Here is a 16,014-nt window from a genome sequence, read left to right as displayed (position 1 = left end):
GGACGTTATGCGGGTAGGGGTGGGTTGTCTGTTGTTGGTCTGGAGCGCCGCGCACTGCGCTCATGCGGCTCGCCCCGAAGTGGTGATCGATCCGGGCGGGGTGCCGCCTGGCGCGCTGCAAGCCATCACCGGGGCGGTTGACGCCATTACCCGCCTGGCGGAAGACCAGGATGGCGGCGAAGTCTCGCGGCTCAGGCGCCGCGCGCGCGACGCCACGCTGTCGGCGCTGGAAACCCAGGGGTATTACGCGCCCAAGGTCACCCTGGAAGTCGGCGAAGACATCGGCGGCGAAACCTGGGACATCACCATAGAGCCGGGCGAGCGCACGCAGGTCGACGACGTCAGCCTGCACTTCAAGGGGCAGATTGCGCGGCCCGAGTTTGCCGGCCGGGTGCAGATACTGAAAGAGCAATGGCCCCTGCAGCAAGGCATGCCGTTCATCAACGAATCGTGGCACAACGCCAAGACCAGTTTGCTGGACGATGTCAGCCGCAAGGATTTCTACTTCGCGCGTCTGCTCAACACACAGGCCACGGTGGATGCGGAAACCTCCAAAGCCGATCTTTTCGTGGAGGTGGCCAGCGGGCCCAGGGTCAGGTTGGGCAAGCTGTCGACCAGCGGGCTGAAGCGGGTGCCGCGCAAGCTGATCGAGCGCTATGTGCAGTACAAGCCCGGCGATCCCTACGATCAAGACAAGCTGGATGAGTGGCAGCAGGCCTTGCAGTCCACGTCTTTTTTCCGCGGGGCTTTCGTCACGCTGGACCAGGACGAGTCCGCGCAACGTGTCTTGCCCGGAGACGAGCTTGAGCTGCCGGTGCACGTCAAGGTGTCCGAGGCGCCGGCCCGCCGTGTCACCTCGTCCCTGGGTGTGGACAGCGACCATGGCGTCCGGGTCGAAGGGCTGTACCGGCAGAACGTGGTGTTTGGCAAGCCGGTATGGATAGAAACCGGCGCGGGGGTCGACAAGGACAATCAGCGCGCGTTCTTCGATGTGCATTTGCCGCCGACCACGCGGGGCTACAAAGACAGCGTGGGGGTGTTGTACGAACACTCCGATGTGGAAGGGCTGGACAATCGCCGGGTCGGCGCGGCTTGGAAGCGCCGTCAAGAGCGCAAGGCGGGCGACGGCAGCCGGGTCGAGTACGAGACGCAGCTGGGGCTGGGCGTGGCCTACGACAAGACCCGCATCCGCGGCGCCGACGACTACGAGGTGCCTTCGGCGGTCACGACCTGGCAGTGGCTGCGGCGCGATGTCGACAAGAAATACGATCCGCGCGAAGGCAATCTGGTGGATTTCGGCGTGGGAGCGGGCATCACGCTGGACAAAAGCGAGCCGTTCTACCGCAGCAGCCTGCGTGTGCAGCAATGGTGGCCGATCGGGCGGCGCGATGTCCTGACCGTGCGCGGCGAGATCGGCAAGGTCTGGTCCGACACCGACCGCCTGCCGCAGGACTTTGGGTATCGCACCGGCGGCGCGCGAACCATACGCGGCTATCGCTATCAAAGCATAGGGCTGGATCGCGGCGATGCGGTGATCGGGGCGCCGGCGCTGGCGGTGGCCAGTATCGAGTACACGCACTATTTCACCGAGATGATCGGGATGAATTACTTTATCGACGTGGGCGACGCCACCACTTCATTCGGCGAGATGGACCCGGCCCTGGGCTATGGGCTGGGCGTGGCGATCCGTACGCCGGCGGGGCCCTTTCATGTGGATCTGGCCTACGGCCAGCGTGACCGGCGGCTGCGGCTGCACTTTTCTTTGGGTATAGCGTTTTGAGCCGACTGTTGAAATGGCTGCGTGGCATCCTGGTCTGGGTGGGGCCGCTGGCGGTATTGCTGCTGGCCGTGTTGTGCGGTTTTTCGTACTGGGTGCTGAACACGGCCTCGGGAACACGGTGGGCGCTGGTGACGGCGGCGGAGCAGCTCGACGGGCAGGTCAGCGGGGTTTCCGGCACCTTCTGGGACGGCGTCCAGGTGGGGCGGCTGTCGCTGGCCTTGCCGGATACGGCCGTGCAGGTGCAGGATTTTCGTTTGCAGGCCAACTGGCGTGAGCTGCTGGATGGGCGCTTGCATGTCATCGAATTGGCAACGGGCGCGCTGCGGCTCGATCTGACCAGCAGCCAAGAGGAAAAACCCGCCGAGCCTTTCAAGATGCCGGCATTGCCGGTGCGTCTGGCGGTTGATCGCCTGGCGGTGGGCAAGCTGGTGGTGACCCAGGACGGCGAACCGCTGCCGGTCGATGTCGGCAATGTGTCGACCTCTCTGTCGCTGACCGAGGCCGGCGGCCAACTGGTGATTCAAAGCCTGGACGTCGAGCATCAGCAATTGCGGGCGGGCCTCTCGGGCGAGGCCCGGGTTCTGGACTTGCGCGATCCGTGGCCTTTGCAGGCGCGGATTGCGACCCGGGCGCAGGGGCTGGTTGCCGACTCGCCTTTGTGCGCGCGCCACTACTTGCCCACTCTGCCGCCGGGCAATGGGGAGGCTGCTGAATCGGACACGGCGAAAGCAGAGGAAGAAGGCGCGGACAGCCCTGCGTTGGCGGCAGCCGGGACGGAGGCCTCTGAGGATTGCGTCCTGGATATCGAGACCACGCTCGATGGCAGCCTGGACGCCATGCGTGTTGTGCTGAAAGGGGCGGGGCAAGGCATGAAGGTGGATGCCGATGTGAATCTGACGCCGCGCGCGTCCTTCCCGCTGAAGGATGCGGTGGCCAGCCTGCAGTTGGCCGATGGTTCTTCCCTGCAGGGCAAGCTGGACTGGTCGTCCACGCTGCACGAAGGCGAGGTGCGTGACCAGGTTGCCGGCACCCTGCGCACGGAAAAACTGGATATCGGCCAACTGGTGGGGCCCGCCATTCCGCCGGCGCTACTGACCCTGGCGGCCGATTTCGATGTCGCGCTGCGCAATCACAGTGAACTGCTGCAAGGCCGCCTGGACCTGAACATCCAGGAAGGGTCGCGCTGGAATCAGCAGGCGCTGTCCGGGCATTTGAACACGCAGGTGGTGAACACGGGGCAGCCGGATCAGACGCCGGTGGTCAAGGCTCAGGACACCGCGCAGCCGGCGCAGGCCGCGGGGATCGAACCCGTTGCGCCAACCCGGCAAGATCCTTTGTGGAAAGGGCTGCGGCTGGCGGCGGTGGACATGGATCTGCAACTGGGCAAGAACCGTCTGCGCGCGGACGGCGCGCTGGGCATGACCGACAGCCGCATCAATCTGGATCTGCTTGCGCCCGAGCTGGCGGCTTTCTGGCCCGACCTGCCGGGAGGCGCGCAGTTGAAGGGGGTTGTCGCGGGCGAGCTGGCCCGGCATACGGCCGACCTGGCCGGCCAGTACACGCCGGAACATAGCCAGGCAGGCAAAGTCGGCGCCGCGCCCATGAAAGCGCATCTGGCGCTGGAAGGGGGCTGGGGCCGCGCCAGCGGCGAGGCCGGCAGCCCGGAAGGCTGGCAAGGGACGATCAAGACGCTGGACGCCGAGCACGCGGGGCTGGGATTGAAAACGGCGGCGGCGATGCCGGTCAGTTTTTATCCCGGTGTCGCGGCGCCCGCCTGGCAGTGGCAGGTGGGCAAGACCCGGATTGAGTTCCTGATGTCGTCCCGCAGTGTGTTTGCCCTGGACCATCAAGGGTCGCGCGGGGGGGCGGGGCGCTGGGAAACACAGGGCGCGATTGCTCGCCTGCCCGTGTCGGAGCGCCTGATCCAGGACCTGCGCAAGACACTGGACTTGCCCGATCAAGAGGACATCGACCGGGGCAGCGTGAAGGTCAAGGCCGACAAGGCCAACGCGCTGACCGAAATCGTGCTGTCGCTGGACTGGGACCTGAAATTCTCGGGGGCGCTGGCGGGGCAGGCGCGCATCAGGCGGCTGTCGGGCGATGTGATGGTGCCGGCCGAGCCGTCGTTCCCGCTGGGCCTGGAGTTGCTGGAGCTGGACCTGAATGCCAAGCCGGCCGGCGAAGCGGCCAGCCGCCTGACGGCTGACCTGCGCCTGCGCACCAAGGCCATGGGGCGGGTAACGGCCAACGCCGCGACGCTGCTGCGTTCGGCGGGCGGCAGCTTCAGCCTGGACCCGAAGGACACCAAGACCGTAAATATCGACGCGGATATCGATGACCTGGGCTGGACCAGCCTGTTCCTGGATGACAGCATGGAACTGGGCGGGGCGGTGCAGGCCAAGGTGGGGCTGGAAAGCCGGCCAGACGGAAGCTGGAACAGCAGCGGCACCATTTCGGGCCAGAAGATCAGGGTGGTGCGTATCGATGACGGCGTACGCTTGCTGGATGGCACGCTGACGGCCCGCCTGGAAAACGACCGGCTCATTCTCCAGGAACTCACTTTTCCCGCCTTGTTGCGCGTGGAGCCCAAGGAATGGCGCACGGCCGAATGGGTCAGCACCAATCCGGAGGCCAAGGGCGGCAAGCTGACGCTGTCGGGCGACTGGTATCTGTTCGAGTCGCGCGGCGCCATTGATGTCGAGCTGCATCGCTACCCCATTTTGCAGCGTTCCGACCGCTACGCCATGATCAGCGGCAAACTGCGCCTGGCGCTCCAGTTGCCCGCGATCGCCATCAATGGCGCGATTACGGCCGATGCGGGCTGGTTCGACCTGGATATGCTGGGCGGCATCCCCACCATTGACGGCGATGTGGTGGTCCTGCGCGCGGGACACGAGCAGCAGGAAGCCAGCGCGCCGATGGATGTCTCCATGGATCTGCAGGTTGACCTGGGCCCGCGTTTTTACCTGACGGGCTATGGGGTGAACTCGGGGCTGGTCGGCGACTTGCGCATTACGATGATAGGCGGCCGATTGACGGGGGTGGGCGCCTTGCGCACGCGCGGCGGCGCCATCGAGACCTACGGCCAGCGCTTGCAGTTGCGCCGGGGCACAATCACCTTCCAGGGCGATATCACCAACCCGGTCCTGAATATCGAGGCCTTGCGGACAGGCCTGGCGGTCGAGGCGGGCGTGCGCGTGGGGGGGACGGCCAAGCGGCCGCGCATCGATCTGGTTTCGTATCCGGCCGTCAGCGAAATCGAGAAGCTGTCCTGGCTGCTGCTGGGGCATGGGCCGGATGACTCGGGGGGCGATGTGGCGCTGCTGTTTTCCGTGGGTACGTCCTTCCTGGGCGACGGCGAGCCGTTCTACCGCAAGTTCGGCATCGACGAACTCAGCATGCGTTCGGGCGAACTGGGCGCCGCGGGTAGTATCCTGCCTGTGGAAAGCGTGGTCAGCGGGCTGGATAGCGGCACCAGCGACATCGAGCGCAAGTTCATCCAGGTCAGCAAACAGCTCAGTACCGGCATTACGCTGAGCATCCAGCAGGCCTTGTCCGATACGGGCACCGTGGGCCGGGCCAGCTATCAGTTGGCCCGGGGGCTGACGGCTGAGCTCAGCGCGGGCACAGTGAACGGGCTGGCGCTGATTCACCGCTGGTTTTCCAGGAATTGAGCCGTGTATCCCACGGTCATACGTCTTTAGCGTGTAAGCGATAAAATACGCGCCATCGTTATAAGGTTAGGGCTATGAGCATAAAAAGTGATCGCTGGATCCGGCGTGTTGCCGATAGTGGGATGATAGAGCCGTTCGAGCCGGGCCAGGTGCGTTCGGTGAACGGGCAGCGCATTGTCAGCTATGGCACCAGCAGCTATGGTTACGATGTGCGCTGCGCCGATGAGTTCAAGATCTTCACCAACATCAACTCGACCATTGTCGATCCCAAGGCCTTCGACGAAAAGTCCTTCGTCGATTTCAAGGGGGATGTGTGCATTATTCCGCCTAATTCCTTTGCCTTGGCCCGCACGGTGGAATATTTCCGCATCCCGCGCAGCGTGCTGACGATCTGCCTGGGTAAAAGTACCTATGCCCGTTGCGGCATCATCGTCAATGTGACGCCGCTGGAACCCGAGTGGGAAGGCCATGTGACGCTGGAGTTTTCCAATACCACGCCCCTGCCGGCCAAGATATACGCCGGCGAAGGTTGCGCGCAAATGCTGTTCTTTGAAAGCGACGAGGTGTGCGAAACGTCTTATCGCGATCGTGGTGGCAAGTATCAAGGGCAGCAAGGTGTTACGCTGCCGCGCACGTAAGTGAACGAGGCCTAGGAGCCAAGCAATGAAATTCCGCTTTCCCATCGTCATCATCGACGAAGATTATCGTTCCGAGAACGCATCGGGTTTCGGCATTCGCGCGCTGGCGGCAGCCATCGAGAACGAAGGCGTCGAAGTCCTGGGCGTTACCAGCTACGGTGATCTGAGTTCTTTCGCGCAGCAGCAAAGCCGGGCCAGCGCCTTTATCTTGTCGATAGACGATGAGGAGTTCGATGTCGATTCGCCGGAAGACGTGGCCAATGCCATCAAGAATCTGCGCTCCTTCATCGGCGAACTGCGCTTTCGCAACGAAGAAATCCCCATCTATCTGTATGGCGAAACCCGCACGTCGCAGCATATTCCCAACGACATCCTGCGCGAACTGCACGGTTTCATCCATATGTTCGAGGACACGCCCGAATTCGTGGCCCGGCACATCATCCGCGAGGCGCGCGCCTACCTTGACGGACTGGCGCCGCCGTTCTTCCGCGAACTGGTCAAGTACGCATCCGACGGTTCGTATTCCTGGCACTGCCCCGGGCATTCGGGCGGGGTGGCCTTTTTGAAAAGCCCGGTCGGGCAGATGTTCCACCAGTTCTTCGGCGAGAACATGCTGCGCGCCGACGTATGCAATGCCGTCGATGAACTGGGGCAACTGCTGGACCACACTGGCCCGGTGGCCGAGTCGGAGCTGAATGCGGCGCGCATTTTCCATGCCGACCACTGCTTCTTCGTGACCAACGGCACCTCTACGTCGAACAAGATCGTGTGGCATGCCAACGTGGCCTCCGACGACGTGGTGGTGGTCGACCGCAATTGCCACAAGTCCATTTTGCACGCCATCACCATGACGGGCGCCATTCCGGTATTCCTGCGCCCCACGCGTAATCACCTGGGCATCATCGGCCCGATTCCAATCGAGGAATTCGAGCCGGAAAACATACGCAAGAAAATCGAAGCCAATCCTTTCGCGCGCAATGCAAAAGACAAGAAGCCGCGGATTCTGACGCTGACGCAAAGCACGTACGATGGCGTCATCTACAACGTGGAAATGATCAAGGAAAAGCTGGGCTCCGAGATCGACACCCTTCATTTCGACGAGGCCTGGCTGCCCCATGCGGCTTTCCACGAGTTCTATCACGATATGCACGCCATTGGCGAGGGCCGTCCGCGCAGCAAGGACGCCATGGTTTTCGCGACGCACTCCACGCACAAGCTGCTGGCTGGGCTGTCGCAGGCCTCGCAAATCACGGTGCAGGATTCGGAGTCGCGCAAGCTTGACCGCAACGTATTCAACGAGGCCTACCTGATGCACACGTCGACCTCGCCCCAGTACGCCATTATTGCGTCCTGTGACGTGGCGGCCGCCATGATGGAACCCCCGGGCGGTACGGCGCTGGTGGAAGAAAGCATCGCCGAGGCGCTGGACTTCCGGCGCGCCATGCGCAAGGTCGAGTCCGAATTCGGCAAGAACGACTGGTGGTTCAAGGTATGGGGCCCCAACCGCCTGGTGTCCGACGGCATCGGGCACCGCGACGACTGGCTGCTGGAGTCGGGCGACGAATGGCATGGTTTCGGCGCCTTGGCCGATGGCTTCAATATGCTGGACCCGATCAAGGCCACCGTGGTGACGCCGGGCCTGGATATTTCGGGTACGTTTGCCGAAACCGGCATTCCGGCCGCGCTGGTGTCCAAATACCTGGCAGAACATGGCGTGGTCATCGAAAAGACCGGCCTGTATTCCTTCTTCATCCTGTTCACCATCGGTATCACCAAAGGCCGCTGGAACACCTTGCTGACCGCCCTGCAGCAGTTCAAGGACGATTACGATCGCAACCAGCCCATGTGGCGCATTCTGCCGGATTTCTGCAAGGAACACCGCCTTTACGAAAAAATGGGCCTGCGCGACCTGTGCCAGCACGTCCACGAGGCTTACCGCAAGTACGACCTGGCCCGCCTGACCACCGAGGTCTATCTCAGCGACATGGTGCCGGCCATGAAGCCGTCGGACGCTTACGCCAAGATGGCGCACCGGGAAGCCGAGCGGGTCGATATCGACGAGCTCGAAGGCCGGGTCACCGGCGTGCTGCTGACGCCTTACCCGCCGGGCATCCCCCTGCTGATCCCGGGCGAGCGCTTCAATCACCGCATCGTGAACTATCTGAAGTTCGCGCGTGAGTTCAATGCCAAGTTCCCCGGCTTCGAAACCGATGTCCACGGCCTTGCCAACGACATCGGGCCCGACGGGCAAGTGCGGTACTACGTCGACTGCCTGAAAGAATAGGGCCGGTCAGCGCGTGGCGTCCGGAAGTTTTGATGTGGCGGTCATTGGCGCCGGCGCGGCCGGCATGATGACGGCCGCCGTGGCGGGCCAGCGCGGGTTGCGGGTGGTGTTGATCGACCATGCCCGGCGCCTGGCCGAAAAGATACGGATTTCGGGCGGCGGGCGCTGCAACTTTACCAACGTGGGCACGGGCCCGGCCAACTTCCTGTCGCAGAATCCCAACTTTTGCCGCTCGGCCCTGGCGGCCTACACGCCGCGCGACTTCATCGATCTGGTCGAGAAGCACGGCATTGCGTGGCACGAGAAGCACCGCGGGCAATTGTTCTGCGACGAATCCAGCGAAGCCATTATTGCCATGCTCAAGCGCGAGTGCGATATGGGGCAGGTGTCGTGGCGCATGCCGTGCAGCGTCGAAGAGATCGCATACGGCGACGGCCGGTTTACGCTGCGCACCAGCCAGGGCGTATTGCGCGCGGACCAACTGGTGCTGGCCACGGGCGGCATGGCGATTCCCCAATTGGGCGCCAGCGATTTTGCGCTGGGCGTGGCGCGCCAGTTCGGGCTGAAAGTGGTAGAGCCGCGCCCCGCGCTGGTGCCGCTGACTTTCGATGCGCAAGCGTGGCAGGCTTTTGGGGCCTTGAGCGGCGTTGCGCTTGAAGTGACCGTCAAGGCCGTCGCCGCGCCGGGCGCTGCGGCGGCGCAGGGCGGCCAGCGCAGCGCCCGGCAGCACAGGCAGGAATTCCTGGAAGACCTGCTCTTTACGCACCGCGGCCTGTCGGGGCCGGCTATTTTGCAAATATCCAGCTACTGGAATCCCGGCGATGCCATCCATATTGATCTGGCCCCCCACCAGCGTCTGGCGACAGAATTGCTGGCGGCCAAGCAGGGCGGCCGCCAGCAATTGGGCACGGTGCTGGCGGGGCTGTGGCCCAAGCGCTTGGCCGAGCAGTGGCTGGCCCACGAGGGGGCGGCCGGTGCGGATATGGGGACGCAGCGCCTGGCCGACGTTCCCGACCGGACGCTGCGCCAACTGGCCGAACGGATTCATGGCTGGTCGCTGATACCCACCGGCACGGCCGGCTACAAAAAGGCCGAAGTCATGCGCGGGGGCGTGGATACCCGCGCGATCGATCAGAAAACCATGCAGGCCAAGGCCGTGCCCGGCCTGTATTTTGTGGGCGAGGCCCTGGATGTGACGGGTTGGCTGGGAGGCTACAACTTCCAGTGGGCCTGGGCATCCGGGGTGGCTTGCGGCCGGGCCTTGCTGGCCGGCTGACCGCCCCCGCATCCCGGCAGGCAGGAACGAGGCCCAGTTTTCGACTTGGCGCAGGCTGTTTTTCGGGTTATTCTTTGCGGTCGCTGTCATTACACCGAGTGGGAGAGCGCCGGTCCGCCGGCCGCCGAAGGCGCAATTCGCCCAGAATCGCTCAGGCACCCCGTACCGCTCGTGTATTGTTGTTCCGTTCTTGAAACACACAAGGCAGCACTCTGGAGAGACCCGCATCACCTGGCAGGCAGGGCGGCGGGCGCCGAAGGTGAACACCCGCCAAGCGCGGGTCAACTCTCAGGCAAAAGGACAGAAGGGCGGTGCTGGCCAGCATATCAATGGTGCGCGTCGTCTTTTTATTCTGTTTTTGGAGTCTCCATGTCTACCGCGTTAAAGCATACCCCCCTGCATCCCGTCCATATCGAATTCGGCGCCAAAATGGTCGACTTCGGGGGCTGGGACATGCCTGTGGCCTACGGCTCCCAACTCGAAGAACACCATGCCGTGCGCCAGGACGCGGGCATGTTCGATGTATCGCACATGCTGAATATCGACGTCAACGGGCCTGATGCCGAAGTTTTTTTGAAGCGCTTGCTGGCCAACGATGTGTCCAAGCTTGCGGTGCCGGGCAAGGCGCTGTATTCGTGCATGCTGAACCCCGAAGGCGGGGTCATCGATGACCTGATCGTTTACTTTTTCAGTTCCGACCAATGGCGTGTCGTCGTCAATGCGGGCACGGCCGACAAGGATCTGGCCTGGATGCAGCATGTTGCGCAGGCAGATGGCTTCGACGTCGTGCTGACGCCGCGCCGCGACCTGGCCATGGTGGCGGTACAGGGCCCCAACGCCCGGAGCAAGCTGTGGGAAACACGCCCCGGCTGGGAGGCCGAAACGCATGCCCTGCCGGTATTCACCGGCGCTTTCGTCGATGACGACACCCTGGTGGCGCGCACTGGCTATACCGGCGAAGACGGCTTCGAGGTCGTTCTGCCCGCCACGCAGGTGGAAGCCTTCTGGCGCGACCTGGCCGCCAACGGCGTACGCGCCTGCGGCCTGGGCGCGCGCGACACGCTGCGCCTGGAAGCCGGCATGAATCTGTACGGGCAGGAAATGGACGAATCCGTCAACCCGCTGGTGTCGGGCCTGGCCTGGACGATTTCCCTGAAAGATACGGAACGCGCCTTCATCGGGCGCGAAGCGCTGGAAGCCGCCGCGGCCGACCGCACGCTGGTCGGCGTCAAGCTGCTGGAACGCGGCGTGATGCGCGGCCACATGAAAGTGCGCACCGGCCAGGGCGAAGGCGAACTGACCAGCGGTTCCATGTCGCCGACCATGGGTGTGTCCATCGGCATGGCGCGTGTGCCCAAGGGCGCGCAGCCCGGCGACCCGATCCAGGTCGAAATTCGCGGTAAATGGCTGCCGGCCGAAGTAGTAAAAATGCCTTTTGTGCGCAACGGCAAGATTATTGCCTGATTCGCTTTTCTGAACACCTCCAGAACGTCAACATACCTATCATCCAATTACGGGGTTAATCATGAGTCTTCCCAACGATCGCAAATATACGTCTTCACACGAGTGGGTAAAAGCCGAGGGCGACATCCTGCTGGTAGGCATTACCGACAGCGCCCAGGACCAACTGGGCGACCTGGTTTTCGTGGGCGATGTCAACCCCGGCGCCGCATTGAACGCCGGTGACACCGCCGGCGTGGTCGAGTCGGTCAAGGCCGCTTCCGATATCTACGCGCCCGTCGATGGCGAAATCGTCGCCTTCAACGAAGCCCTGAACGATCAGCCCAATCTGATCAACGACGCCGCTTTCGATACCTGGATCTTCAAGATCAAGCCCAATAACATGGCTGACACCGAAGGCCTGCTGGATGCGGCTGGCTATCAAGCCCAGGTTGACGCAGGCTGACTTATGTTGCGCGAACTCGACCCCCACTCCGATTTCATTCCCCGGCACATCGGCCCGTCCAAGGCTGACCAGGCCGCGATGCTGGCCGCGATCGGGGCGCCCGACCTGCACAGCCTGATCCAGGAAGTCGTGCCGGCCAGCATCCTGAAGCGCGGCGCCTTGAACCTGCCGGCCTCGCGCAGCGAAGCCGACGCCTTGGCGGACCTGAAAACGATCGCCTCCCGCAATCAGGTGTTTCGCAATTACATTGGCCAGGGCTATTACGGTACGCATGTCCCGAACGTCATCCTGCGCAACATTCTAGAGAACCCCGCCTGGTACACGGCCTACACCCCGTATCAGCCGGAAATCTCGCAGGGCCGCCTGGAAGCGCTGCTGAACTACCAGACCATGGTTGCCGATCTGACCGGCCTGGATATCGCCAATGCGTCCTTGCTGGACGAGGGTACGGCCGCGGCCGAAGCCATGACGCTGGCGCGTCGCGGTTCGCGCGCCAAGAGCAATGTCTTCTTTGCATCGGCGCATTGCCATCCGCAAACGATTGAAATCCTGCGCACGCGGGCCAGCGGCCTGGGCATCGATGTCCAGGTCGGCGATGAAGCGCAGGGCCTGCCCGAGTGCTTTGGCGTGCTGCTGCAGTATCCCCACAGCCTGGGCGGCGTCAGCGACTACCGTGCCTTGACCGAAGCGGCCCATGCGCAGGGCGCCGTGGTGGCGGTCGCCACCGACCTGCTGGCGCTGGCGCTGCTGGCGCCTCCGGGCGAGTGGGGGGCGGATATCGCCGTCGGCTCGGCGCAGCGCTTTGGCGTGCCCATGGGCTTTGGCGGCCCGCACGCCGGCTTCATGGCTTGCAAGGATGCCTTCAAGCGCAACATGCCCGGCCGCCTGGTGGGCGTATCCAAAGACAGCCAGGGCGCGCCCGCCCTGCGCCTGGCTTTGCAAACCCGCGAACAGCACATTCGCCGCGAAAAAGCCACCTCCAACATCTGCACCGCGCAGGTCCTGCTGGCGGTGATGGCGGGCATGTATGCCGTGTGGCACGGCCCCGCCGGCATCAAGCGCATTGCCGAGCGCGTGGCTTACCTGACGGCCTTCCTGCATGCGTCCTTGTCCGGCTTGGGCATCAAGGTGGCCAGCGAACAGTATTTCGACACCTTGCTGCTGGATACCGGCGCGCAGACACAAGCGATCGTGCAGGCGGCGCAGGCGGCGTCCATCAACCTGCGCCAGGTGGGCAATGCGCAGTTGGCCGTCTCGCTGGACGAAACCGTCACCGTCGGCGATCTGAATGTGTTGCTGTCCGTCTTGGCGCAAGCCGTGGGCAAGCCGTGGGATGCCTCGGCTCAGCATGCCTTGCCGGCGCAGCATGGCATTCCGGCAAGCCTGCAGCGCCAGTCGGCCATCCTGAGCCATCCGGTGTTTTCGCGGATTCAGTCCGAAACCGATATGCTGCGCTATCTGCGCGGCCTGGCCGACAAGGATCTGGCGCTTGACCGGACCATGATTCCGCTGGGTTCGTGCACCATGAAGCTGAACGCCACGGCCGAAATGATCCCCGTCACCTGGCCCGAGTTCGGCCAGATTCACCCATTTGCGCCTACGTCGCAAACCCAGGGCTACAAGGAATTGGTCGACCGCCTGTCCGCGGCGCTGTGCGAAATCACCGGCTACGATTCGGTCAGCCTGCAGCCCAACTCGGGCGCGCAGGGCGAGTACGCCGGCTTGCTGGCCATACGCGGCTATCATCAGGCCAACGGCCAGCATCAGCGCAATGTCTGCCTGATCCCGGCATCCGCGCACGGCACCAACCCCGCGTCGGCCCAACTGGCCGGCATGGACGTGGTCGTGGTGGCGTCCGACGCGAACGGCAACGTCGATGTTGAAGACCTCAAGGCCAAGATCGCGAAGGTGGGCGACCATCTGGCGGCCCTGATGATCACCTATCCGTCCACCCACGGTGTGTTTGAAACCGCCGTCACCGAAATCTGCGCGCTGGTGCACGACGCCGGCGGCCAGGTATACCTGGACGGCGCCAATATGAACGCCATGGTGGGCCTGGCCCAGCCGGGCAAGTTCGGCTCCGACGTTTCGCACCTGAACCTGCACAAGACTTTCTGCATTCCGCATGGCGGCGGCGGTCCGGGCGTGGGCCCTGTGGCGGTCCGTTCGCACCTGGCGCCCTATCTGCCCGGAGTACTCGATGCGTCGGGCAGCCTGCCCGCCGATGCGCGCGTCGGCCCCGTGTCGGCCGCGCCTTACGGGTCGGCCAGCATCTTGCCGATTTCGTACATGTACATTGTGCTGATGGGGTCGGAAGGCTTGCTGGAAGCCACCGAAACGGCCATTCTGAACGCCAACTACATTGCGGCGCGCCTGCGCGATCACTACCCGATTCTGTATGCGGGGCCCAACGGCCGCGTGGCGCATGAATGCATCCTGGATATCCGTCCCATCAAGGATGCCTGCGGCATATCGAACGAAGACATCGCCAAGCGTTTGGTGGACTATGGCTTCCATGCGCCCACCATGAGCTTCCCCGTCGCGGGCACCTTGATGGTCGAGCCGACGGAGTCCGAAGGTCTGGCCGAGCTTGATCGCTTCATCGATGCGATGATTGCGATTCGCGCCGAGATCGCCCAGGTTGAACGGGGCGAGGTCGACGCGCAAGACAATGTGTTGCGCAACGCCCCGCATACGGCGCAGATGCTGCTGGCCACGGAATGGCACCACGATTACACGCGGGAGTCCGCGGCGTATCCGGTGTCCAGTCTGCGCGACGGCAAGTACTGGCCGCCCGTGTCGCGGGTGGACAATGCCTACGGCGACCGGAACCTGGTGTGTTCCTGCCCGCCCATGGAGGCCTATGCGTCGGATGCCGATCTGGCAGTGGAGCCGTCCACGTCGGCCTGATCGGCGCATGACGCCTGCCGTCAAATAAATGGCGGGTGCCGGTCATTGCCGGCACCCGCCATTTTCATTGGATCATCAAGGGTGTTGCGGGCAGCCCCGGGCGCAGCGTATCGGGCCGCGTCCGGGGCTGCGCTGAAGATCAGTCTACGGTTTTCAGGACGCTTTCGATTTTTTCAAAGATTTCCTGGATTTGCGCTTCTTCGATGATCAGCGGCGGCGAGACGGCGATGATGTCGCCCGTGTAGCGCACCATCAGGCCCTGATCGAAGCACTTGGCGAAGACTTCGGCGGCACGGGCCCCCGGCGCGCCCGAGCGCGGCTGCAGTTCGATGCCCGCCACCAGTCCCAGGTTGCGCACATCGATCACATGGCGCGCGCTTTCCAGTTTGTGGGCGGCGTCTTCGAAGGTTTGCGACAAGCCCTTGGCGCGTTCGAACAGCTTGTCTTTTTCGTAGATGTCCAGCGTGGCCAGGATGGCGGCCGTGGCCAAGGGGTGCGCGGAGTAAGTGTAGCCGTGGAAGAACTCGATGCCGGTGGCGGCCGCGCCCACAATCGTGTCATGGACGTCGCGCTTGACCGCGACCGCGCCGGCTGGCACCGCCGCGTTGCTGATGCCTTTGGCCAGGGTGATGATGTCGGGTGTAATGCCGAAGCGCTCGCTGGCCGTATTGGCGCCCAAGCGGCCGAAACCGGTGATGACCTCGTCGAAAATCAGCAGAATGCCGTGTTTTTCGGTAATGGCGCGCAGTTTTTCAAGATAGCCCTTGGGGGGAATCAGCACGCCGGTGGAGCCGGCCAGCGGCTCGACGATGACTGCCGCAATGGTGGAGGCATCGTGCAGGGCGATGATGCGCTCAAGGTCGTCGGCAAAGTGCTCGCCCCAGGCGGGCTGGCCGCGCGTGTGCGCATTCTTGGACAGGTCGTGGGTATGCGGCAGGTGATCGACGCCCGGCAGCAGCGCGCCCGAGAAAGTTTTGCGGTTGGGCGAGATGCCGCCGACCGAGATGCCGCCGAAACCCACGCCGTGGTAGCCCCGTTCGCGGCCGATCAGCCGTGTGCGCTGGCCTTCGCCGCGCGCCCGGTGGTAGGCCAGCGCGATTTTCAGGGCGGTGTCGACGGACTCCGACCCCGAGTTGGTGAAGAAAATGCGGTCCATGCCTTTCGGCATCAATTTGGCGACGGCCGAGGCGGCCCGGAACGAGTCGGTGTGCCCCAGTTGGAAGCTGGGCGCGTAATCGAGTTCGGCGGCCTGCCGGGCGATGGCGTCGATGATTTCCTGGCGGCCGTGCCCGGCGTTGACGCACCAGAGGCCGGCGGTGCCGTCCAGCACCTGGTGGCCGTCGGTGGCGGTGTAATACATGCCTTGGGCCTTGGCCAGCAAGCGAGGCTGTTCCTTGAACTGGCGATTGGCGGTAAACGGCATCCACAGATTCGAAAGGTCTGGAATGTTGGCTTGGCTGGTCATGATGTACCCCCGGCAACGGTAAAGTATGAGTAAAAAGAGACTGATCAGTTATTCTCGTCCGGCGCGCGCAGTAAAAACATA

The 16,014-nt window shown here is 63.7% G+C and carries 9 protein-coding genes and 2 riboswitches; of the genes, 8 read left to right on the top strand and 1 reads right to left on the bottom strand.

The features are described 5' to 3' along the window. Nucleotides 1-7 precede the first annotated feature (7 nt). The 8 genes from RE432_RS00225 (at nt 8) to gcvP (ending at nt 14,468) form a co-directional block, all read left to right on the top strand. A complete protein-coding gene (locus RE432_RS00225) occupies nt 8-1,780 on the top strand; it encodes a BamA/TamA family outer membrane protein (protein ID WP_310931205.1) in 1,773 nt (590 codons plus the stop codon). Further along, complete coding sequence (locus RE432_RS00220; RefSeq protein ID WP_310931204.1) at nt 1,777-5,454, top strand: translocation/assembly module TamB domain-containing protein; 3,678 nt, start codon at nt 1,777-1,779, stop codon at nt 5,452-5,454. The genes RE432_RS00225 and RE432_RS00220 overlap by 4 nt, the downstream gene beginning before the upstream one ends. 74 nt (nt 5,455-5,528) lie before the next feature. After that, nucleotides 5,529-6,092, top strand: a complete 564-nt coding sequence (dcd, locus tag RE432_RS00215; RefSeq protein WP_310931203.1) for a dCTP deaminase — start codon at nt 5,529-5,531, stop codon at nt 6,090-6,092. Between the two features lie 25 nt (nt 6,093-6,117). Then, nucleotides 6,118-8,376, top strand: a complete 2,259-nt coding sequence (locus RE432_RS00210) for an arginine/lysine/ornithine decarboxylase (RefSeq protein ID WP_310931202.1) — start codon at nt 6,118-6,120, stop codon at nt 8,374-8,376. A gap of 64 nt (nt 8,377-8,440) precedes the next feature. Next, a complete protein-coding gene (locus RE432_RS00205; protein ID WP_409079829.1) occupies nt 8,441-9,652 on the top strand; it encodes an NAD(P)/FAD-dependent oxidoreductase in 1,212 nt (403 codons plus the stop codon). Nucleotides 9,653-9,741: 89 nt separating this feature from the next. Beyond that, a riboswitch (glycine riboswitch) is annotated at nt 9,742-9,830 on the top strand. A gap of 24 nt (nt 9,831-9,854) precedes the next feature. Further along, nucleotides 9,855-9,966: riboswitch (glycine riboswitch) on the top strand. A 55-nt stretch (nt 9,967-10,021) separates the two neighbouring features. Beyond that, entirely contained in the window at nt 10,022-11,116 is a 1,095-nt protein-coding gene (gcvT, locus tag RE432_RS00200) for a glycine cleavage system aminomethyltransferase GcvT (RefSeq protein WP_310931200.1), read from the top strand. 61 nt (nt 11,117-11,177) lie between these two features. Then, nucleotides 11,178-11,558 carry a glycine cleavage system protein GcvH gene (gene gcvH / locus RE432_RS00195; protein WP_310931199.1) on the top strand — a complete coding sequence of 127 codons (381 nt, stop codon included), beginning with the start codon at nt 11,178-11,180 and terminating at the stop codon, nt 11,556-11,558. A gap of 3 nt (nt 11,559-11,561) precedes the next feature. Next, a complete protein-coding gene (gcvP, locus tag RE432_RS00190; RefSeq protein ID WP_310931198.1) occupies nt 11,562-14,468 on the top strand; it encodes an aminomethyl-transferring glycine dehydrogenase in 2,907 nt (968 codons plus the stop codon). Nucleotides 14,469-14,607: 139 nt separating this feature from the next. Here the strand turns inward: gcvP and RE432_RS00185 are convergent, their stop codons facing one another. Continuing rightward, complete coding sequence (locus RE432_RS00185; RefSeq protein WP_409079828.1) at nt 14,608-15,891, bottom strand: aspartate aminotransferase family protein; 1,284 nt, start codon at nt 15,889-15,891, stop codon at nt 14,608-14,610. Nucleotides 15,892-16,014 lie beyond the last annotated feature (123 nt).

Source organism: Pusillimonas sp. SM2304 (genome assembly GCF_031628915.1).
Lineage (GTDB): Bacteria > Pseudomonadota > Gammaproteobacteria > Burkholderiales > Burkholderiaceae_B > Pusillimonas_C.
The sequence above is the reverse complement of the archived record's forward strand: the minus strand, read 5'-3'. Positions and strand labels throughout refer to the sequence as shown.